Here is a 21,791-nt window from a genome sequence, read left to right as displayed (position 1 = left end):
ACAAAAAATTGTACATTTTCAAGAAATATCACCAATCATAGTGCTTTTTTTTTGATAAAAATTCTAATCTACATGTGACTTTTTATCCAAAATACATTCCAAATAGAGCTTATCTTCTATCTTTAAACTCAAGGGTGTTTAATGGTTTGCAAACGACCTAGTATATGTATATACGCAAAATTAAATATCTGTTCATTAATACTTTAGGCAGCACCATTTGTATGGTATTGACTTGTGTGAAAGGCTATAATCAAGATTTTATTCGCCGTGAAATTGATGTCAATAGCTTTATTCAAAATCTATTACCAATTCAAGGAGATGATATTAACTATAACGAAGTAGCCGAAAATTTAATCCAACTTTACGCTACACCTCTCGACCTAAACACTTGTACTCGCGAAGAACTTTCGGCGACTTTTTTACTCAATGAAAGGCAACTTAATCATTTTTTTGAATACCGCATTCAACTTGGTCCATTTATATCCATTTATGAATTACAAGCTATTGCGGATTTTGACTTACCTACTATTTATAAAATATTGCCTTTTGTAGGAATTTCTTCTCCAAATCAAAAAATTTGGGAAAGTATCAGTAATCCTTCAGATCATTATTTTTTGTTTCGTACGGAGCAGCTACTCGAAACCAAAAGAGGCTCAACCCCGAATGCTCCTAAGTCTCGCGATGGTACTTTGCAGAAGTTTGAAGGAAGTAACTTACAATGGTATGCACGCTATCGATATAGTCGATCACGAGATTTTAGTTTTGGATTTACATTCGAAAAAGATGAAGGAGAAGCCTTCGAATGGAATCCTTCAAAATACAAATACGGGGCTGACTTTGTTTCGGTACATGCCCAAATCCAGAATAGAGGCAAGCTCAAAAATTTAATTATTGGTGATTACCAATTGCAGGTAGGACAAGGTTTAATTTTTGCCGCTGGGTTTTCTTTGGGAAAAGGTATGGAAACAGTATATACCGTTCGACGGCCAACTGTGGGTGCCAAACCCTACACTTCTGTTACGGAAGCAGGGTTTTTGAGAGGTATCTCCGCTACTTATGCGCTGCACAAAAAACTATCTCTCACTATGGTATATTCTCGTACAATGCGTAGTGGTAATCTCAGTGAGGTTCAAGATGATTCTACGGTCCAGACCGTCGTTAGTTCTTTACAAACAGATGGTCTTCATCGAATTCCTAATGAATTACAATACCGAGCCAATACGGTAGAACAAAACACGGGTGCCCATTTATGGTACAACTCTACCCGTGGACAATTAGGGGTTAGTTTTTTGTATACCCACTTTGATACCCCTCTCAAGAGAGCCTCTGCCATTCGTAATGAATATGAATTTTCGGGAACAGACAACCTAGTAGTAGGATGTCATGGAAATTACTTATGGCAGAATTTTAATTTTTTTGGCGAAATAGCACGTTCAAAAAGTAGTGGTATTGGGGCGGTAGCGGGTATGCTTGCAAGTCTAAGCAAACGTTGGGACGCAACAACTGTATTTAGGCATTATGATAAGAATTTTCATAGTTTTTATGCCAATAGTTTTGGTGAAAATAGTCGTAATATCAATGAGACAGGGCTCTATGTAGGACTAAAATATACGATTCACAAAAAACTAAAAATAGGTACGTATATAGATGTTTATAAGTTCGGTTGGTATAAATATTTGGTTGATAAACAAAACAGTAGCGGATATGATGTACTTTTTCAAACCACTTGGACTCCTTCTAAAAGATGGGCCTTGTATGGGGTAATTAGGCATGAAAGAAAAGAAAAAAATATACCGTCTAGTCTGTCCAAGCAAAATTTTATAAGTCAAACTACTCGTCAAAATCTTATTTTAAATGCCGAATATACACCCCATAAAGTAATATCGCTTCGTACTCGCATTCAAGGGAGCTTATTTAGTTATCGAGATTTTCCTGTTGACAAAGGATGGCTTATTTTTCAAGAGATCGCTATAACTTGGCGTAAAATCTCGATAAGTAGTAGAATTTCATCTTACAATACAGATAGTTATGATGCTCGGCAGTACGCTGTAGAGAAGGATGTCCTCTATGCAATTTCCATGCCTGTTTATTATGAACGGGGTTTTAGAAATTATATCCTATTACGATATACGCCTTATCGTAAGTTAGATTTATGGCTAAGGATAGCACGTACAACCATGCCCGAAAGGGCCAAAATAGGCTCATACGTAGACGAAATAGACAGTTCTCACCGTACAGAGTTAAAATTCCAATTGAGATATAAATTATAAAAAAGTATATTATTTCTCACTTATTATCAATGATTTATCTCTATTATCTTTTTGGCATAAATTTTGTAAATATAAACACTGTTACCCCGATATAGGTCAATATTACATTGTCTGCTTATGAGAAGATTTTACTCCTTTGGATTATTAAGTGTAGTAGTGTTTTTTCTTTTGGGCTGGATGCTCAATTGTACAGGCTTAGCAGTTCCTAAAACTTCTCAGCCATTTCTAGATTTAAATACTACGGATGTTGTTGCTTCTGACTGGATTCCTGTAGATCACTGGGTAAGTACTAGTGTGTTTGGATTACCGGCTCGTTCTTACGAAATCAATCAAATCAAAATCAATAGTAGTACACTAGAAAACAATCAACTTTATGTTTACTCAAAAATCGATGACGATATACATACCCTTCCATTTACATTGAATACCGATAGCTCCGAACAGCGTTTTGATTATACATTACCCAACTCTTCCTCTTTGAGAATCGTGACGATAGGTTTGAAAGGTAGATTTAACCCTACCAAAAACCAACAGTATCGTTATATACTGATTCCTAATTCGTTAGTAAAAAAATCACCCGTCAACATGAGTGATTATGAGGAAGTAAAGATGGCATTCCACCTAGCTGAGTAATTCCTTTACATAGATTTTTCTGAATTTTACTAAAAATGCCTATACTTGCCCCCTTGTGTGCAAAGTATAGGCGTTTTTTAGTTTAGCCTAACCTTATCTTTCATTATGCTTTACTACTTATTCTCATTTCTCGACAAAGAATTCAACTTTCCTGGTGCAGGAGTATTTCAATATATTTCTTTCAGGGCTTTAGGTGCTACTGTTACTTCTCTTCTTATTGCAGCAATATTTGGTAGTCGCATCATTAATTTTCTCCGTCGTCAACAAATCGGCGAAACTATCCGTGATTTGGGATTACAGGGACAAATGGAGAAAAAAGGAACCCCTACCATGGGTGGATTTATTATCATTGCGTCTTTGCTTATCCCGGTACTTCTTTTTGCAAAATTATCCAATGTGTATATCGTCTTATTGATTATTACGACTGTATGGACGGGATTAATCGGGTTTATAGATGATTATATAAAGAAGTTTAAAAATAATAAAGAAGGCCTCCAAGGTAAGTTTAAGATTGTGGGGCAAGTAGGTTTAGGACTGATTGTGGGGCTTACATTGTCTTTCAACCAGCATGTTAAGATTCGTGTATATGACAAGCCTATCATTAGCACTGCCATTGGCGAAATTCAAAGATATAGCGATGTCATTAATCCCACTACGACGACGGTTCCGTTCATTAAAAACAACGAATTCGATTATTCCAATCTACTTTTTGGATTATTACCAGATAGCTATACGTGGATAATTTATACCATAATGGCTGTATTTATTATTACTGCCGTCTCCAATGGTGCCAATATCACCGACGGCATCGACGGCTTAGCGGCTGGGACGTCCATTATTATAGCTCTTACACTAGGCGTATTGGCTTATATATCAGGTAATACCCGCTTTTCACAATATCTCAACGTCATGTATATTCCTAATTCAGGCGAATTAGTAATATTTATTGCTGCTTTTGTAGGCGCCTGTATTGGCTTTTTATGGTACAACTCCTACCCTGCCCAAGTTTTCATGGGAGATACAGGAAGTCTAATGCTCGGGGGGGTGATTGCGGTTATCTCTTTGGCAATCAGGAAAGAACTCCTTATCCCTATCATGTGTGGTATTTTCTTTGCCGAGCTTCTGTCGGTAATCATGCAGGTCAGCTACTTCAAATACACAAAACGAAAATATGGCGAAGGTAAACGTATTTTTTTGATGTCGCCTCTACATCATCATTTCCAAAAGAAAGGTTACCATGAAGCTAAAATAGTAGCTCGTTTCTGGATTATTGGGATTATTTTAGCGATAGCGACTTTGGTTACCCTCAAGTTACGATAGTTTATGGTAATGTTTTTTGGCCATAAGTAGTTTCAACGAGGCTTACTTTTTCCCAAAACAGCCTTCTTTTTATATTGACTATCAAAAGATTGTCGAAGTCTGTATGCTCAATGCTTTTGAGGGTGGGTTTTGCCCCTAATGCTACTGCTGTTTCGATGACATTGTTGTTATGTCCTACCATCAGTGCATTTTTACCTTTCAGTTTTTTTAAACGATTTGCTACTATCGTGACTGGTTTGGTTTCATAAACGCCCGCTTTTTGGTTCAGCTCATTAAGTAGTGGCTGTGCCGTTTGTAAGGTTCTTTGGTACTTACTCACAAAAACGGAGTCAATTTTTTTATCTTTCAATAGTAGTGCTAAGTCTTCTCCTCTTTTTTTTCCTGCTTCGGAGAGAGGCGTATCCTCACTTTGATCTAGCCGCTCTGCATGACGTACTAGATAGAAAGTGGATCTATAGCAACTACTCATTACTATTTGTGCTGATATGAGTATAGAAAGGTGGAGTTTTAATGTTTTTTTAGTCATAACGAATTTTATAAAGAATCTCCTCTCAAAAGTCGGAACTGTTTTCGGGCTTCTGCCCCATAAATACTCGCAGGATGTTTTTCAAGGATAGTTTGGTAAAGTTCCATTGCTTTTTGTTTATCCTTAAAACGATTTTGGTAAAGCTCTGCCATCATAAATAAGGCATCATCTGCCAATATATCTGATGGAAACTTTTCCACAATTTGCTGTAAGTTATCCACCGCTTTCTGATGTTCACCCATTTTGGCATAGGTCCGAGCTTTGAGCCACAATATTTCGTCGGCCAAGGAATGATCTTTGTATTTTTTGAAGAGCTGGTCTAAGGCCGCTAACGCCTCCGTAGTTTGATTTTGATAAAGCAACAGGTCTATTGCCGCATATTCTCTCATCGCAGCTTCTGAGGTATCTAAACCCGTATTATCTTGTATCAACAAACTCAATGAGCCAGCATCATTGGCAATTTCTCTAGAAGTTGCCATTTTTAGAATATCTAAGATGTCTTTTGCCAACGCAAAATCCCCCTTGTAATAGTTGAGTCGGGCATTTCTTAACTTAGCTTCGTAACCAAGTGGGGTTTCTTTTTGAGACTTTTCGACTTGAGAGTATAACAGTGTCGATTCCCAAGGTTCGTTTTTAAGCAAAAAGATATCCCCCAAATCCAATTTGCACTTATCAATGAAGTCACTTTCAGCTCTGCCAATTTTAATCGCATTTTGTAAAATGACTGTGGCCGTATCTTTTTCGTTGAGATAAAAAGCGTACAGATTGGCCATGCTTCTCATGGCATCAAGGGTACGATTATTTTGACCTAATTCTCCCAGTAGTTTTTTGTAGTCCTCAATCAGTTTTCTTACAGCGGCTTGCTGAATGGGAAAAGTATTTTTGACTTGTTCTTCTCTTGCCACGATGACCATACGCCTTGCATAAGGGTACAGCTGTCCTTGGGGATATTCTTTGATAATGTATTCAAACGATTGTATAGAAGCTCCATAGTCTTTATTTTGTAAAGCTAAATTTCCAAGATCAAATATTTTTGCTCCGTTATATTTGAGGCGTCTATCTAGCGCTCTTTCTTGGATAAATGCCTTACTGAACTGTTTCTTTTGAGTCAAAAACCAAATGAGCATTTCAGCATAGAAAGTTTCGTTAGGTTGTCTTTGAATTTTTTCATAAAGAATTTTTTCAAACTTGGCTTGATCTTTTTCTTCTCTTAAAAAATCCTGAAAATAGTTTTGAATCACTTCTTTACTTTGAATCACTACCCCTAAGCTCAAAAGCTCCTCAATCATCTGCTCTGTTTTGCCGGTTTGTGCATACAAAGCCGCCAACTCCATTTTAAAGAGGTTGTCGTTTCCTGCCATGTCTCTGCCTTTGAGTAAGGCGTTGATAGCCGCTTCTGTGTTGTCTATTTCTCTAAATTCTTCCGAAAGATCCTTATAGGCATTAATATCCTTAGGTGGAGCTTGAGCGATACTTTCTTGGTATTTGAGAGTAGCGGCAGGCACTTGTCCCATTTGCTCAAGCATACGTCCCCAATACAAAGTGTATAAGTACCCAAATTTTTCGTCAGCCTTCTGCTGACGCTTAAAGAATTTTTCTGCTTCTTCAAAGTTTTTCAATTTGATCATGCAGTTCACATATCTCCTCAAATAAATTTTGTTGAAGTCTTTACGCAGCACTTTTTGATAAAGCGTAACCACTTTGTCACATTCTCCTTTTTGGAAATACGCATCAGCCAAATCTGCATCACTTTGGGCAAGACTGCTTGTATAACTCCAAAGTGAAAAAATTCCTAATAAGCACGCTGAGCGATAGAGCGAGGTTATACACACTTTTCTTGCACCCATTTTAATAACTTAAATATTTAATTTTTAAAACTATTAAAGTTCATTACCGGCGTGGATATGTGGACAATAAAGTTATCAACTAGTTTTCCACTTTACCTTAAAACGAATATGTGAATAAATGAGAGGTTTATCCACGTTATTTTATTTTTATCCACAACTGAAATTACTGTTTTTCAGGAATATATGCAAATATTCACAATTACTGGTGGATTGTGGATATTTTTATCAACGCTGTGGAAGATTGTTTATCCACGTTTTTTACTGTTTAAAACACCTTGAAAATGTGTGTAAAAAGGGGGGGATTACAAACAGTCTGAATGTGTATAACTTTTTATCCACACCTTTTGAAGGTTATCTACAAGTTGTGCGAGTACTTATCCACCAACTTACCCACTGTTTGTATAGTTATCCACATTATTATTCACATTTTTTCCGCAACTTTTGATTTTTTGTGAAAATGTAGTTTCACAGCCTTATATCAATATCCTCCTTTTTAAACGTTTTGCAAATAGTGAGCCAAAACCCTAAATAGCTTATCCACACAATGTGATAATTGTGAATTATTTTGTGGATAAGTCTATATCTATCCCACTCATTACAAAATTTTTCTTCACTTTGACCTCGTCAGGGTGAAAGATGATGGGTTCAGCTAAGGTTTTTTGCTTGATGTCTCCTGAATCCCATCGACCATTGTTGTTTTTATCCACAATGACTCGTAGATAGTACGAGGCGGGTTTCAAATAGGTGAAGCTATAAGACTTTTGCCCTATGATTCTTTTGACTACTTCATACTTATCATCTAGAAGTTCCACAATAAGATTATCATTACTTCCTTTTATTTCTCCTTCTAGTGTTCCATAGTCTTCTTCATCCATGATAGGCAGCTTATATGTTTTAGCAGCGATAGTATCGTTTTCAACACTGATAAAGGTGTTTTTGGGAATGATAATTTTAAATTCTCTTCGTGCGCTAATAGGCCTTGAAAGCGAGAGTATAGTATTATTATTTTCCCATTTATAGTCGGTAAGTGCCACTTTTTCGGCTCTAGTACTATCACTATAAAACTCCAATTGCTCTAGTTTGGCTAGTTGAAGGGGTTTCGTAAAAGTAAACTTTAGATTTACCAAACGGGGTTCTATTTCTTCACCTTCTTTAAAATTCGTTTTCATTTCGAAGGGGTCTCGGTTACTGTCAGCATTTTTACCTCCTCCCCTACTCTCTCGGAATTTGATTTTTTGGACATGTTCAAACGGGATACCCAGAGAGTCTTTTATGATTATCTTGGTAAAGATGGTGTCCTTCTTATTTTTGGTATTATAGAACTTTAGTTCATTGGTTCCTGCTTGAAAATGCGGAATAGAGTCTTCGGGATTGTCAAATTTTACTTTATAATCCACAAATCCTTTATCATAATTTACAGAGTAATAATTGGTTCTAGGCTGCGTATTTCGCACTTTTGAGGGGGTAGTATTGGCTAAAAATAGCTTCAGTGAAACGCCTGAGATTTGCGTAGAATCAAAAATTTTGATACTATCCCTTAAATATGCTATTCTCTCAGCCTTAGAATTGTAGGTCAAAGAGCGGTTTTTGTCATCGATAGCGATTAGTTTATAAAAATTGGGGTGTATGTTTTCAATGCTAAACCTACCCGAACTATCAGTGCGAGTAAAGTAGTTGGGTTTCATTTTCTCAATATTGAGTGTATCGGTATGGGGGTAAAGTCCTACCAAAACATCCAACATAGGTTTATCAGTAAACAAATCCTTGACGGTTCCTGAGACCGAAGCTGAGTCTAATATCGGGCCTGTACTAAAAACAAGTCGGAGATTTTTAGCTGGATTTTTTTCGCTAAAATCTTTGACGGCATCGCCAAATGCCAATGAATAGGTAGTAGTCGAGTCGAGGGGTTGCTTAAATGTAATTCGTAATCCGGTGGGTTTTACTTTTGAGTTGTACTCTCCTGCATCTGGCGTGATGAGGAGCTTTTGTTGTAAATTCTCCACCACTATATATTCATCAAACTCCAGTTCTACGGTTTGTTGACGATAGTTGGTTTGTTTATGGACAGGAGTACTTTTTATAAGACTAGGAGGAATTATATCTTTTTTGCCGCCTGTAGGAGAAACCGATTGAGCACAAGATTGCAGTAGAAAGTAGATGGCTGTATATGTAAAAAAAGTTCTTAGGTAAGATAGATAAGAGACTTTATTGGGACGTTTGTATGATGCTATCATAAGATATGAATGGCTTGATTTTTTGACAAAAATAAAAGGGGCTTTGTAAAGCCCCTGCAAATTAACATCTTTTAAAGATGGATATTATAATCGTTTTTTGTCCTTTTGTATTCTCAAGTTTATTTAGTGTGTTGTGTCTTATCTTAAATGAAGAGTACCCAGAAACTAAATATGCGAGATATGTGTACTCTTCAAATTTAACTTATCTTCCCAAGTATACCATCAAAATAGAAACATCTGAAGGACTTACGCCGCTTATTCTGGAGGCTTGCCCCAAGGTACGTGGCCGAATGGTTTTGAGTTTTTGACGACCTTCAAATGACAATGCAGAAACCCTGTCGTAGTCAAATTCTGAAATAATTTCGAGATCTTCGAGTTTATTCATTTTTTCGACCATGAGCCTTTCTTTCTCGATATAGCTTTCATACTTGACCGTTATCATGGCTTGTTCGAGTGTTTCTTCATCGTATTTATTAAGAAACTCTGATACAGAACCTTTGATTTTCTTGAGGTCTTGTATCTCGATATTGGGCCTTTTGAGCAAATGATAAAGGGGTTGTTTTTCTTTGATTGAGGCCGTCCCTAACTCTCCCAAAAGACTATTCACTTCTTCTGGATTTACTTTTGTTGTTTTTAGTTCGTTGAGAATAACTTCAGTATTAGCAACCTTCTCCTTTACCCTTTGATAGCGGGCTTCATCGGCTAGACCTATTTGATAACCTTTTTCAGTAAGTCGAATATCGGCATTATCCTGTCTTAATAAGGTGCGGTATTCGGCTCTTGACGTAAACATTCGGTAGGGTTCTTCTGTGCCTTTATTGACTAGGTCATCTACCAATACACCTATGTACGCTTCCGACCGTTTCAAAATAAAAGGCTCAAGTTCGTGGGCGTTTTGGTGTGCATTGATTCCTGCGATTAAGCCTTGGCAAGCAGCTTCTTCGTAGCCAGTTGTACCGTTGATTTGACCTGCAAAAAATAAGTTTTTGATCAGATGCGTTTCTAGCGTAAGTTGTAATTGAGTTGGGGGAAAGTAATCGTATTCGATAGCGTAGCCCGGCCTAAACATTCGTGCATTTTCAAATCCTGGAATCAATTGTAAGGCTTTGTATTGTATATCTTCAGGAAGTGAGGTCGAAAAGCCATTCACATATATTTCAACCGTATTCCATCCTTCTGGTTCTACGAATATTTGATGACGGTCTTTATCGGCAAATCGATTAATTTTATCTTCTACTGAAGGGCAATAACGAGGTCCAAGTCCTTTTATCCTTCCCGTAAACATTGGAGATTTGTCGAAGCCCGTTCTTAACACCGCATGTACATCTTCATTGGTATAGGTAATCCAGCAGCTTCTTTGTTGTGATAATTGGGGAGTTTCGGTATAAGAAAATTTCGCGGGATTTTCATCACCCGGTTGTTCTTCCATTCTCTCATAGTTCAAAGAACGTCCGTCGATTCTAGGAGGAGTGCCGGTTTTCATCCGACCTGATTCAAATCCCAATGTCATTAATTGCTCTGTAATACCAGTCGCAGCTTTCTCTCCTACCCTTCCTCCTCCAAAGTTTTTTTCACCAATATGAATAAGACCATTCAAAAATGTCCCATTCGTAAGTACAACGGTAGTGCTTTGAATCTCGATGCCGAGGCTTGTTTTTATGCCGATTACCTGTTTGTTTTTTATGAGTAATTCCTTTGCGGTATCTTGCCAGAAATCAACATTCAGAGTTTGCTCCAAAGTCATTCGCCATTCTTCTGCGAATCTCATTCGATCGCTTTGGCATCTTGGTGACCACATCGCCGGACCTTTGGAACGGTTTAGCATTCTGAATTGAATCATTGTTTTGTCACTAATGATTCCTGACTGTCCTCCTAATGCATCTATCTCTCTAACGATTTGCCCTTTTGCCACTCCTCCCATTGCGGGGTTGCATGACATTTGTGCTATCGTTTGCATGTTCATTGTGACAAGGAGTACTCTCGAACCCATCCTTGCCGCCGCCGCTGCTGCTTCGCATCCTGCATGTCCTGCCCCTACGACTATCACATCATATTTTGGAAACATCTCTTATTTGTGGTTGAGTTATGCTAAAAAAGTGTTTTTTGTGAAAATGACTAAAATGTTCCACGTGAAGCACTTTGTATGTTGTTGATTTAAAGTTACTTATAGCTTAGATAAATAGTGGTCTTCTTTTGCTCTCATTTGAAGTTCTTGCTCATCTTCAAGGTCGTCATATCCCACCAAGTGAAGTACCCCATGTGCTAATACACGTCGAAGTTCTTCCTCGAATTTTTTTTGAAGGGTGCTCGCATTTTCTCTCACACGATCTATACTTATAAAAATGTCTCCTTCAATATGATTGTCTTCTTCACTGTTGTCGAAAGTGATAATGTCAGTGTAAAAATCATGTTCAAGATATTCTTGATTTATCCTGAGAAGGTACTCATCAGAACAAAATATGTAGTTGAGTTGGTTCAGATGAAAACCCTCTGCCTCAATTATGTTTAATAACCATTTTTTTGTAATACGTGATTGAGGTACTTTGAAGTCTATATCCTCATTGAAAAACTGAATCATAATAAGAGTTGGTGATTGATACTACAATGTGAGCAAAATCGATAGAAGATTGTGTAAGATAAATAACTCACCCAATAATGCTGATGGAGTTATAAATAGTATACAAAATTAGATAACAATCACCAAAGTGTCAAAACAACTGTTTCCAAGTACCCTTGAGGAAGTTATATTTCATGGTACTAGGAAATGCTTTCCACCAATATTTGTTGATTTTTACGGCAAAAGAAGGCTGCATATAACAATTAATGGCGCAGCCTTCACAGGCGGGAAGACGACCTTCTAATGCCACTAGCTGTTGAATTTCGGGAGATTGATAAAGCTCGAAAAGATTGTTTTCGATGGGATATTCTTTCAATCCAAGATGATAACAAGGCAGGATGATTTTATTTTCGGGCGAAATCACAATGGTTGTACTACCTGCCAAGCATACAGGGTCAGAAGTATGATTGCCTCCGTCAAGGCGAAGTTGAATAAAAGCATCATTCAGATACACATTCTTTCTTTTGCCCCATTCTCTTAACTCTTGAAGGGCTTCGGTCGAAAGCTGAGCACCTACTTGATTGTATTCAAAAACTGGATTTAAAATCAAAACCAAATCGTTGGGTAGGCATATTTCGTCCCAAAGTTGTTGAATCTGGTGGATGTTGTTTTCAAAAACCGTAAACAAAATATCGGGTCGTTCATTATAAGACTTAGCAATTTGGATAGACTCCATTACTTTATCAAAACATTTGACGCCACGTGATTTGTCATGCTCGTCTCGGTTAGGCGAATCAAGTGAAAAATGAAGCATATCCACTAAACCTCTCAGACGAGATGAGTATTTAGGATAGAGAAGACCGTTGGTAGTGATTGTGGTAATGAGCCCTGATTTTTTTGCTTCTCTCAGCAACTCGTCAATTTGGCGGTGTAAAAGAGGCTCACCGCCCGTGAAGTCAACAACTTTAACTCCTAGTTTTTTTAGCGCTTTAAAATTTGATTTAGCGTTTTCGATAGTAATGTAGGGCGAGGGTCTCTCCCATATGTCACAAAAACTACAAGTAGCATTGCAGCGATAAGTCACGTAGTAATTGCATAATACTGGATGAGATACTAAGCGCATAAGAAGAAGAGTTTAAAAAAATAAAGCCGCAATGACAAAAATGAAATTGCGGCTTTATGCTTAAATATAGCATTATTGAAGCATGCGAAGTAAGCTCGCTAATTTGTCTTTCAAGTCTTTGCGATCAACAATAAAATCTAAAAAGCCATGCTCTAATACAAACTCTGCACTTTGAAAACCTTTAGGTAAATCTTTTCCTATGGTCTCTCTAATAACTCTTGGCCCGGCAAAACCAATCAAAGCACTAGGTTCGGCAATGTTGAAATCTCCTAACATTGCATAAGATGCCGTAACACCGCCCGTTGTAGGGTCGGTGAGTAAAGATATATAGGGAATACCTGCTTCTGATAATAAAGCCAACTTAGCCGAAGTTTTGGCCATTTGCATAAGTGAATATCCTGCTTCCATCATGCGAGCTCCTCCCGAGCGTGAAATCATCAAGAAAGGTTTTTTGTGCTTAAGAGCATGATCAATTCCTCTCGCAATTTTTTCACCGACTACCGAACCCATAGAGCCGCCGATAAAATTAAAATCCATGCAACTTACTACAATATCAATTTCATCCATTTTGCCATAAGCTGTGCGTACGGCATCCTTGAGTCCTGTTTTTTTTATGGTATCACGGATTCGATCAGGGTATTTTTTTGTGTCTTCAAATTGAAGCGGGTCTCCAGAGGTCATATCGGAGTCAAGTTCGGTATAGTCAGTATTATCAAACAAGATTCCAAAATATGCTTCTGACCCAATTTTTTCGTGATAACTACACTTTATACAAGTGTAAGCGTTGAGTTTGTGCTCCCGAGTATGCATCACATGCTTACAACTAGGACACTGATACCAAAGCCCATCAGGGGCTTCTCGTTTCATTTCTGTAGGTGTTTGAATACCTCTTTCTTTTCTAGTAAACCAAGACATAAAAGTCAACAGTTAACAGTTTATAGATGAGTTGCCGAGATTTGAAAAAATACTTTTAGGTGGAATGTATTTTAGCCCTCAACGGCGAAGTGGGCTCAAAGATACTAAGTTTTTTATCTAAGCATCAAAGAGAAAGATAATACTTGCGTTTGGATTCTGGAAAACGTTCTATTGCATAGCGAAGAGCTGTGCGAGGTATTTGGTGAATATGTGTGTCCAAAAACTCTTCTAATACCAATTCGTCACGCTTTCCAGCTTCTCTCAGCATCCAGCCTACAGCCTTGTGAATAAGGTCGTGAGAATGACTAAGGAGCAACTCCGCAATTTGGATAGTATCCGTAAATTGCCCGTGTTTGATAAAATACCAAGTAGATACAATTGCCGTTCGTTGAGCCCACAAATTGGGTTGGTTTGCTAATTGATAAAGAACAGCTCGGTCTCTTCTAAACAAGTAAGCCCCCACTATGTCACGGCACGTGACATCCACTAAGTCCCAGTTGTTGATGAATTCGAAGTTGGTTATATAAATATCAAAAATAGCCTTTTGCATTGCTTCATCTTTTTTTGATTTCTGAAATCGAAACATCAATCCGAGTAAAGCGGCCATTCTGAATTCGTGATAAGGGCTATGAAGAAGTTGAACCCAATCCTCAATAGGCAAATCTGAATATTTCTTTACAATAAAACGTATTTGAGGCATTGTCACTCCTAAAAACACATCGCCTTCGCCGTATTGTCCTTTTCCTGTTTTAAAAAAATGAGAAAGAAAGGCAGCCTTTTGGGGGCTGCCTTCACTTATTAGTTCGGTTTTTATTTTTTCTAAAGCCACGATTTATCGTTTATGCTTATCAAGTTTAACCATTATAAAAGCTTCTTCGGGCAAGTTTGGTTTGGAGTATAAGACTACGTTTTGGCGCAAATATGCGGGCTTTTCTAAGTCACTTGAGCTATATCTACCATTAGTAATGTCTTTGACCAATTTATCCAAAATTGCAGGGTCTTCTTGAGGCTCGGGGGCACTATATGGCTTTGAAGGAGAATGCTTCTCTGCCGGTTGAGCTTCACTCTCAATTGTTGGCGGTTGAGGCTGTTCTGTAGTGTTTTGTGGTTGTTGGGGATACCCTACAGTGATTGTAGGTGGGTTCGCTCCAGAGGGGGCTGGAACTGGATTGGTTGTAGGGGTTGTTTCACCTACTTCTTTGACTATAGGTGGCTTAGACTGAGGTTGTGGAGGGGTAGTTGGTGTTTCTACAGAACTTCCATTTGTATCTTTTTTAGTGGGTTTTACACCAGTAGAATCATAATGGAAAGGTAGATGAGAATCTTCAAATCCAGCGGCAATAACTGTCACCAAAAGTTTTTCTTGAAGAGAATCATCAAAAATAACCCCTACTTTGCACATATCTGCTTCATCGCCAATCAAACTTTCGATGTAGTTTGTAATAGCCATTTGTTCGTCAAGCGTTGCCATGTACTCTTCTTGGGTACTCGAAGCAAGCGTAATCAAGATTTTCTGGGCCCCTCTGATATCTCTATTGTTGAGTAGTGGCGAATTTAACGCCGCCTCTATGGCTAATTCTGCGCGGTTTTCTCCCGAAGCAGATGCCGAACTCATCACCGAAGTACCCGCATTTTCTAGTACTTTTTTGACGTCCATGAAGTCAGAGTTGACACTACCATGGACGGTAATAATCTCTGCAATACTTTTCACGGCATTGGATAGAACATTGTCGGCGTGTTCGTAGGCTCTCAAAATAGGAAGTTTACCATAAAGCTTGGCCAATTCGTCGTTTAGAATGACCAACACGGTATCGCAGTGATCTTTGAGAGCATTGATACCTTCTAAGGCTTGATTTTTCTTGGTTCGACCCTCGTGGCTGTAGGGAGCAGTCACCACTGCTACCGTCAACATCCCCATTTCTTTGGCTACTTGAGCTATCACAGGGGCGGCACCTGTACCCGTACCCCCTCCCATACCAGCCGTAATGAAAACCATTTGGGTGGGAGGTTGCATAAGCTGCCTGATATACTCAATACTTTCTTCAGCGGCTTTTCTTCCAGTGGCAGAGTCAGTTCCAGCTCCGAGACCTTTCAACATTTCAGCTCCTAGCTGAATTTTATTTTCGATAGGACTTCTCAATAATGCCTGTTTATCAGTATTAGAAACGACAAACACCACATCTTTGATGCCCTTTTTATACATGTGGTTGACGGCATTGCTACCTCCCCCTCCTACCCCGATTACTTTTATAATGGGAGCCTCTTCCGAATGTTGTGAATTTTCCATGACGAACTCGTAGTCGTGGTCAAAATAGTTTTTTCTTGCAAAAACCATATTTTTTTAAATATAAACAATTGGTGAGAAAGATTTTAGTTTGAATAGGGCTAATATTTATCTTTTCCCTCCATATCATCGTGCATAAGACCTTTCCAGATATAAGATCCTACTTCTTTGATTTTAATATCTTTAATCCCAAAATTTCCCCAAATGCTGCTGCTTGTTTTTTTCTTTTCCTGCTCTTTTTCTTGTTTTGATTTTTTTTCAACCCGCTTATCTAGTGGTTTGATGCTAGACCACGCGAGCCCAAGAGCGGTAGCATAAGACGGATCATTGACAAGAGAGTCATGAATAGGTGCATTGAATCGTTCTAAGTTTTGAGGTTTCCCAATTTGAACGTGCATTTTCGTCACATCTCTAAAAATAGAATCAATACCATTTATCTTAGAAGTACCGCCGGTGAGAATTACACCCGCTCTCAGTTTATGTTCATAACCCGCTTTTTTGATTTCGGCAAAAACCAATGCTGCAATTTCACGCAGACGAGCGCGAGCTATCAAAACAATGTTACGAGCTACAATCTCAATGGGAGGAATACCATCAGCAGTGGGTACCATCAAAATGGTATTGAGACTACAAGCATCAGGATTGGTTTCTCCCAAAGTGGTTTTTGCTTCTTCGGCACTTTCGTGAGTAAGATTACAACCTTCTTTGATGTCGTTGGTGATGTGATTTCCTCCAAAGGGAAGTACCGCCGCATGTCTTAGCAAGCCTTCGTGATAGATAGCAATATCGGTGGTGCCTCCGCCAATATCTACCAAAACCACCCCTAGGTTTTTATGGTCTTCTGACAAAACAGCAAGCCCCGAAGCTAAAGGAGAAGCCGCAAAGCCGTCTTCTTCATCTACTTGGATATTAGCTTTTTGCAACGAATCCCTGATTTGATGAATCGCTGATTTTTTGGCGGTTACTATTTGGAAGTTTCCGCTCAGTTTAAGACCCGTATGACCTACAGGGTCTTTGATGTCATGTTGGTCTCCTACCGCAAATTTGAGCGGTAATAAATGAATGATTTGATTGGTATCAGAATCAAAAGTTTGTTGCATATCAGCCAACAACGCCGCTACATCATCCCCTTGTACAAAAGTTGATTTACAAGTAATGGAACCAGTTTCGGAGGTAGTTTCTAAATGCGTACCACTTACGTTGACAGTTGCCGTAAGTGGATAGTGCAACAAATCCGCCATTTGAGCTTTTTTTGCAGCCAGCTCCAATGCCTGACGAATAGCATCTTTGGTTTTGATAGGATTATTAATAATACCCCTATAAACCCCCTCGTTACGAGCGGAGCCAAGGCCTATCACTTCTAACATTGAATGGTTGTTGTGCTTTTTTAATTTAGCCAAAACCGCTGCGACCTTGGTACTACCAATGTCAATTCCTAGGTGAAATACATTATTTTCTGACATGATTATATGGTGTTAGGGTGTAAAGTGTTTTCACACAAAATCCTCATCAGTTTGTTTTAGTAATACAAAAAGGGTTTATTCACACACAATCTGGTTTTTAAACTTCACACTGACTTTTTTATATCTATCCCAGCCTTTGAGAGGTAATATAGTTTTGTAAAAAACTTTTAATTTATCAAACTTAATGCTTGCATCCTCGGGTAGTCCAAAGTCAATTTGATGATGACCCACTTGGGGAATGAGCGTCAATTCGCTGTCATCATCTATTACTACTTCCGCTACTTGCGCTTTCCAAAATGAGTTTTGTTGTAACTCTTTCAGGAAGCTTACCACTTTTTGTCCTTTACTCGATTTTATGTTTTGTTGCTTACTAAAAAATCCTCCAGATAAAATAACCGTACGTGCGGCAAACTTGCTTGACAACGGAACAAAATCTCCTGTCTCGGTCAAGTATCCACCGTTTTGTGCCAATAAAATTTGGTTTTCTGCTGTTTTGGTACCTAAAAGGCGACCAATAGGTCTATGTTGTTCTATAGATACGACCAAATTTCCAGATAAATCTCGAAATACTTGACAATTTTTTATCAAACGGTTTTTTAGGACTCTTTTTTCGAGGCCTTTTAGTTTTATATCAGAGAAAGACATGCCTTTTATCTCGTCTACACCTTTTAAGGTGACAAGGTCTTTGATGTCTTGTTCGCTAAAGAAGGGGTATTCTGCATTTGGGTCTAATTTGACAATTATTCCCTTACAGAGCTTGTGTGATTGCTGTATTTCTACAAAAATCACAAGCGCTAGCACCACAAGTGCTCCGAGTATATACCAAATCCAGCGTTTCATAATAAATTTGACTTTACTGGCTTTGTGATTGAAAGCCAGAGAAAGAAATAGAATCTTGAATTAGTTGTTTTAGTGGTTCGATATAAGTATCTATATCGCCTGCGCCAATTGTAGCTATGACATCGGTTGAGCGGTTTTTTATAACGTTTATTAAGTCAGACTTCATACACTGCATTTTGTCACATGTAATGTGCTTAAAAATTAAATCTGCAGAGACGCCCTCTATAGGTAGCTCTCGAGCAGGATAAATCTCTAACAACACCACACTGTCGGCTATGGATAAACTTTGGGCAAATTCAAGCGCAAAATCTCTAGTGCGACTATACAAATGAGGTTGAAAAATCGCCGTTATGTGCCGATCTGGATACAAAGCCTTCAATGATGATAGAAATGCCGCCACTTCTGCGGGGTGATGGGCATAATCATCAATTAACACATTAGAATCTGTTTTTAAGTAGTATTCAAATCTACGTTTTACTCCTCCAAAAGTGGCAATGGCCTTTCTGATTTGGTCGTCAGTGAGTCCTATCGTTAGACCAATAGCAATCGCAGCAATCGCATTTTCTACATTGTGAAACCCCGGCACTTTTAGCTCTAGTCCTTTTATGATTCCGTCAGGATGTACGACATCAAAAATAAAACAGGCATTTTCGATACGAATATTTTGCGCATGGTAATCTCCTTCGTTGAGGGAGTATTCCCACACTTTTGCTTGAGTTTTTGGGGCTAGTGCTAGCCCTTTTTTCATGAATAATTGTCCTGTAGGTTTGATTTGACTTACATACGCAGAAAAAGAATCCAAAACAGCGTGGTGGTCACCATAAATATCCAAGTGGTCGGCGTCAGTTGAAGTGACTACGGCAATCTCTGGGAAAAGCGTCAGAAATGAACGGTCAAATTCATCAGCTTCTACTACACAAGGAACGGAACTCAAGTCTTCACTGGGTTCATTAAGAAGCATATTGGTTCCGTAATTTTGGGTAATTCCTCCCAAAAAAGCCGCGCAGTTGACATTTGAATGTCTCAGCAGATGGGCTGTCATAGAAGATGTAGTGGTTTTTCCGTGCGTACCAGCGATCCCGATCGTGTACATTTCACTGGCAATCAACCCTAAGACTTTTGAACGCTTAAGTAAAGGAAAATGATTGCTGATGAAATAGTTGTATTCTTGATGGTCTTTGGGAATAGCGGGCGTAAAAACTACCAAAGTTTGAGTCGGATTTTCTAAGAAAGCCGAAGGAATTAAATCAATAGAATCATCAAAATGAACAGATATTCCTTCTTGTTGGAGAGTGTCGGTGAGAGTTGTAGCTGTACGGTCATAGCCTGCTACTTGAAAGCCATTGATATTGAACCAGCGAGCTAGCGCACTCATGCCAATACCTCCGATACCCAGAAAATAAATATTTTTATAATCAGAAATCTGCATGGTTTTGAGGTTTTGTGTAGATGAAACATCTACAACGTATATAAACGAGATTCACAGAATAAAATATCATCAAAGCTGTAGAATAGCTTGAGCAATATCCGTAGCTGCGTCTGGTTTTGCTAATTTTTTAATGTTAATACTTAATTCACGTTGTTTGGCAGTATCTTGTAAAAGCCTCAATGCCGTCTGAACAAGTTCTTCTTTGGCGTCTTTGTCTTTCACAAGTAAAGCTGCATTTTGTTCTACGAGGCTCATCGCATTTTTGGTTTGATGATCCTCTGAGGCAAAAGGAAAAGGAACTAAAATGGCTGGTTTTGCCACCAAGCATAGCTCTGATACCGACAAGGCTCCTGCCCTAGATACTACTACATCGGCCAAGGCATAAGCCAAATCCATTTCATAGATAAAATCCGATGTCTTTACATAAGCAGTTTTTAGATTTTCTACGGCTGATTTAGCCTTGTCTGCATAAGGTTTGCCCGTCTGCCAAAGTATTTGATAACCCGACTCTATGATCAACTTCAATCCAGCTTCAATGCTTTCATTGATTGTTTTGGCACCTAAGCTCCCTCCTATCACCAGTAGTGTTTTGCGGTTGGGCTGAAGTCCAAAATGCTCATAAGCTTGTTGGCGTTTATGTTCTACATTCAAAATATCACTTCTGACGGGATTGCCTGTGAGTTTAAGTTTGTTTTTTGGAAAAAAAGCTTCCATGTGGGGATAGGCTACACAGATAGCTCTTGCTCTTTTGGCTAGCAATTTGTTGGTAATACCAGCATACGAATTTTGCTCTTGTATCAATGTGGGGATTCCCATCAAAGAAGCAATCATCAAAAGAGGACCACTTGCAAACCCCCCTACTCCAATAGCTACATCAGGCTTGAAGCTATTGATGATGCTTCTGGCTTTCAGCAAACTCCTTGTGAGCTTGATAGGAAAAGACAGATTATCTAGCGACAATTCTCGCTTGATTCCTGAAATAGGCAATCCAATAATTTCATAGCCAGCTTTGGGTACTTTTTCCATTTCCATTTTTCCTAAAGCGCCTACAAACAAAATCTCTATGGAAGGGTCGATGGCTTTGAGGGCATTGGCAATCGCAATCGCCGGGTAGATATGTCCACCTGTACCACCACCGCTTATGATAACTTTTTTTATCATTCTCTTAACATTTTACTTTCGTCGACTTCTCCTCTGCTTACACTTAGGATAATACCGAGAGATATACACGTAAATAATACGGAGGTACCGCCCATACTGAGTAGAGGAAGGGGCTGTCCTGTCACTGGAAATATACCAACGGCTACTGCCATATTTGTAAAAGCCTGTAAGCCAATACTTAGTGTGAGTCCCGCAGAAAGCAGACCCCCAAAAGCTCGATTTGTTTCGTTGATATTTTGAACTCCTCTTACTAGCAAAACAGTGTATAAAAGCATAATAAAAATCCCACCCAACAAGCCATATTCTTCCACGATAATGGCATAAATAAAATCAGAATAAGCTTGAGTTAAGTAATTTCTCTGATGACTATTGCCAAGACCTTGACCTATGGTACCGCCGTTTGCGATAGCAATAAAACCTTGCTTTGCCTGATATTCGTCTTGCTTGACAAATCGCTCAATACGTCCTTTGGCGGTTTCGAATCGCTGACCAACTATAAGCCCTAAGGCTCCTACTGCTGCTAGAGCGATAAGCATTGCGATGAGGTATTTGGCAGGAACCCTACCTACATAAAACATCAAGAAACACGTAAAACCTAACAGAAAAGCGGTGGAGGTACTAGTGAGTGCAATAAAAAAACAAATAATGACCACCCAAGCGATCATTTTGCCGAGCACTCCCCAGTCGTATTGTACCCGCTGACGTTTGGCTAGCATGGCAGCCAAGTTGGCAATGAGAGCTAAACGTGCAAAATCAGCGGGTTGAAAAGTAAGTCCAGTACCGGGGATAGCTAGCCAGCGAGTAGCTCCGTTGATGGTAACCCCAGCTACTTTTACTAAGATGAGCAGAGGAATAGAAATCAGTAAGGCTGCCCTTGATAAGCGCGAAAAATAGGTGTAATTGACAAGATGTATACGCCACATCACCAGAAGCCCAATACCTGTAAAAAATACGTGCTTAAATAAAAAAATCTCAGGATATCCGCCGCCTCGTTGATAGGCCAAAGTCCCCGTGGCACTGTAAACAATAAGCATACTCACCAAGGATAGTAATGCTACAATAATCCAAATGACTGTATCGCCTTTTAGATTACGACGCAGCCATTGCTTGATAAATTGCCAACGATTTTGCGGGGGGTGTAGGCTACCTTCTTGGGATTCAAAAGCATTCATCTCTATATTCGTTTTTA

The 21,791-nt window shown here is 38.8% G+C and carries 17 protein-coding genes; 3 read left to right on the top strand and 14 right to left on the bottom strand.

Annotated elements, in window-relative coordinates:
- Window positions 1-164: 164 nt before the first annotated feature.
- The 3 genes from G563_RS0104620 to mraY all read left to right on the top strand — a co-directional run bounded on the left by G563_RS0104620 (window position 165) and on the right by mraY (window position 4,223).
- Window positions 165-2,270 (top strand): ComEA family DNA-binding protein, encoded by a 2,106-nt coding sequence (locus tag G563_RS0104620; protein ID WP_229598444.1) that lies wholly within the window; start codon window positions 165-167, stop codon window positions 2,268-2,270.
- 117 nt (window positions 2,271-2,387) lie between these two features.
- The gene (locus G563_RS0104615; RefSeq protein WP_157585070.1) at window positions 2,388-2,903 is read left to right on the top strand and encodes a hypothetical protein; all 516 of its coding nucleotides are present in this window, start codon (window positions 2,388-2,390) and stop codon (window positions 2,901-2,903) included.
- A gap of 105 nt (window positions 2,904-3,008) precedes the next feature.
- Window positions 3,009-4,223, top strand: a complete 1,215-nt coding sequence (gene mraY / locus G563_RS0104610; protein WP_028664276.1) for a phospho-N-acetylmuramoyl-pentapeptide-transferase — start codon at window positions 3,009-3,011, stop codon at window positions 4,221-4,223.
- Between the two features lies 1 nt (window position 4,224).
- On the opposite strand, the gene G563_RS0104605 is transcribed toward mraY, so the two are convergent.
- From G563_RS0104605 to G563_RS0104540, 14 genes are all read right to left on the bottom strand, one after another.
- Window positions 4,225-4,692, bottom strand: a complete 468-nt coding sequence (locus G563_RS0104605) for a phosphoglycerate mutase family protein (RefSeq protein WP_169579713.1) — start codon at window positions 4,690-4,692, stop codon at window positions 4,225-4,227.
- Between the two features lie 65 nt (window positions 4,693-4,757).
- Window positions 4,758-6,596 (bottom strand): tetratricopeptide repeat protein, encoded by a 1,839-nt coding sequence (locus G563_RS0104600; RefSeq protein WP_051210762.1) that lies wholly within the window; start codon window positions 6,594-6,596, stop codon window positions 4,758-4,760.
- A gap of 560 nt (window positions 6,597-7,156) precedes the next feature.
- Entirely contained in the window at window positions 7,157-8,830 is a 1,674-nt protein-coding gene (locus tag G563_RS0104595; RefSeq protein ID WP_157585068.1) for an Ig-like domain-containing domain, read from the bottom strand.
- Window positions 8,831-9,032: 202 nt separating this feature from the next.
- Window positions 9,033-10,895, bottom strand: a complete 1,863-nt coding sequence (gene mnmG, locus G563_RS0104590) for a tRNA uridine-5-carboxymethylaminomethyl(34) synthesis enzyme MnmG (protein WP_028664272.1) — start codon at window positions 10,893-10,895, stop codon at window positions 9,033-9,035.
- Window positions 10,896-10,994: 99 nt separating this feature from the next.
- Complete coding sequence (gene ybeY, locus G563_RS0104585) at window positions 10,995-11,408, bottom strand: rRNA maturation RNase YbeY (RefSeq protein WP_028664271.1); 414 nt, start codon at window positions 11,406-11,408, stop codon at window positions 10,995-10,997.
- A gap of 130 nt (window positions 11,409-11,538) precedes the next feature.
- Window positions 11,539-12,510: a radical SAM protein gene (locus G563_RS0104580; RefSeq protein ID WP_028664270.1), complete on the bottom strand. Its 972-nt coding sequence runs from the start codon at window positions 12,508-12,510 to the stop codon at window positions 11,539-11,541.
- 72 nt (window positions 12,511-12,582) lie between these two features.
- A complete protein-coding gene (gene accD / locus G563_RS0104575) occupies window positions 12,583-13,425 on the bottom strand; it encodes an acetyl-CoA carboxylase, carboxyltransferase subunit beta (RefSeq protein WP_028664269.1) in 843 nt (280 codons plus the stop codon).
- Between the two features lie 124 nt (window positions 13,426-13,549).
- Window positions 13,550-14,254 (bottom strand): DNA alkylation repair protein, encoded by a 705-nt coding sequence (locus G563_RS0104570; protein WP_037325865.1) that lies wholly within the window; start codon window positions 14,252-14,254, stop codon window positions 13,550-13,552.
- A 3-nt stretch (window positions 14,255-14,257) separates the two neighbouring features.
- Window positions 14,258-15,712, bottom strand: coding sequence for a cell division protein FtsZ (gene ftsZ, locus G563_RS0104565; protein WP_028664267.1), 1,455 nt, complete (start codon window positions 15,710-15,712; stop codon window positions 14,258-14,260).
- A gap of 98 nt (window positions 15,713-15,810) precedes the next feature.
- Window positions 15,811-17,172: a cell division protein FtsA gene (gene ftsA / locus G563_RS33710; protein ID WP_051210760.1), complete on the bottom strand. Its 1,362-nt coding sequence runs from the start codon at window positions 17,170-17,172 to the stop codon at window positions 15,811-15,813.
- A gap of 75 nt (window positions 17,173-17,247) precedes the next feature.
- Complete coding sequence (locus G563_RS0104555; protein WP_157585066.1) at window positions 17,248-17,961, bottom strand: cell division protein FtsQ/DivIB; 714 nt, start codon at window positions 17,959-17,961, stop codon at window positions 17,248-17,250.
- Between the two features lie 64 nt (window positions 17,962-18,025).
- Entirely contained in the window at window positions 18,026-19,441 is a 1,416-nt protein-coding gene (murC, locus tag G563_RS0104550) for a UDP-N-acetylmuramate--L-alanine ligase (protein ID WP_028664265.1), read from the bottom strand.
- A 69-nt stretch (window positions 19,442-19,510) separates the two neighbouring features.
- Window positions 19,511-20,602, bottom strand: a complete 1,092-nt coding sequence (gene murG, locus G563_RS0104545; RefSeq protein ID WP_028664264.1) for an undecaprenyldiphospho-muramoylpentapeptide beta-N-acetylglucosaminyltransferase — start codon at window positions 20,600-20,602, stop codon at window positions 19,511-19,513.
- On the bottom strand, window positions 20,599-21,774 hold the full coding sequence (locus G563_RS0104540) for an FtsW/RodA/SpoVE family cell cycle protein (protein WP_051210759.1): 1,176 nt from the start codon (window positions 21,772-21,774) through the stop codon (window positions 20,599-20,601). The genes murG and G563_RS0104540 overlap by 4 nt, the downstream gene beginning before the upstream one ends.
- Window positions 21,775-21,791: the final 17 nt, after the last annotated feature.

The sequence above is a fragment of the Runella zeae DSM 19591 genome (genome assembly GCF_000423565.1).
Lineage (GTDB): Bacteria > Bacteroidota > Bacteroidia > Cytophagales > Spirosomataceae > Runella > Runella zeae.
This window is presented reverse-complemented; position numbering and strand designations above follow the sequence as displayed.

Excerpts from the sequence above, each read along its gene's own strand:
- G563_RS0104620 (WP_229598444.1), top strand. The coding sequence starts at position 165 with ATGTATATACGCAAAATTAAATATCTGTTCATTAATACTTTAGGCAGC.
- G563_RS0104615 (WP_157585070.1), top strand. The coding sequence starts at position 2,388 with ATGAGAAGATTTTACTCCTTTGGATTATTAAGTGTAGTAGTGTTTTTT.
- mraY (WP_028664276.1), top strand. The coding sequence starts at position 3,009 with ATGCTTTACTACTTATTCTCATTTCTCGACAAAGAATTCAACTTTCCT.
- G563_RS0104605 (WP_169579713.1), bottom strand. The coding sequence starts at position 4,692 with ATGAGTAGTTGCTATAGATCCACTTTCTATCTAGTACGTCATGCAGAG.
- G563_RS0104600 (WP_051210762.1), bottom strand. The coding sequence starts at position 6,596 with ATGGGTGCAAGAAAAGTGTGTATAACCTCGCTCTATCGCTCAGCGTGC.
- G563_RS0104595 (WP_157585068.1), bottom strand. The coding sequence starts at position 8,830 with ATGATAGCATCATACAAACGTCCCAATAAAGTCTCTTATCTATCTTAC.
- mnmG (WP_028664272.1), bottom strand. The coding sequence starts at position 10,895 with ATGTTTCCAAAATATGATGTGATAGTCGTAGGGGCAGGACATGCAGGA.
- ybeY (WP_028664271.1), bottom strand. The coding sequence starts at position 11,408 with ATGATTCAGTTTTTCAATGAGGATATAGACTTCAAAGTACCTCAATCA.
- G563_RS0104580 (WP_028664270.1), bottom strand. The coding sequence starts at position 12,510 with ATGCGCTTAGTATCTCATCCAGTATTATGCAATTACTACGTGACTTAT.
- accD (WP_028664269.1), bottom strand. The coding sequence starts at position 13,425 with ATGTCTTGGTTTACTAGAAAAGAAAGAGGTATTCAAACACCTACAGAA.
- ftsZ (WP_028664267.1), bottom strand. The coding sequence starts at position 15,712 with ATGGAAAATTCACAACATTCGGAAGAGGCTCCCATTATAAAAGTAATC.
- ftsA (WP_051210760.1), bottom strand. The coding sequence starts at position 17,172 with ATGTCAGAAAATAATGTATTTCACCTAGGAATTGACATTGGTAGTACC.
- murC (WP_028664265.1), bottom strand. The coding sequence starts at position 19,441 with ATGCAGATTTCTGATTATAAAAATATTTATTTTCTGGGTATCGGAGGT.
- murG (WP_028664264.1), bottom strand. The coding sequence starts at position 20,602 with ATGATAAAAAAAGTTATCATAAGCGGTGGTGGTACAGGTGGACATATC.
- G563_RS0104540 (WP_051210759.1), bottom strand. The coding sequence starts at position 21,774 with ATGAATGCTTTTGAATCCCAAGAAGGTAGCCTACACCCCCCGCAAAAT.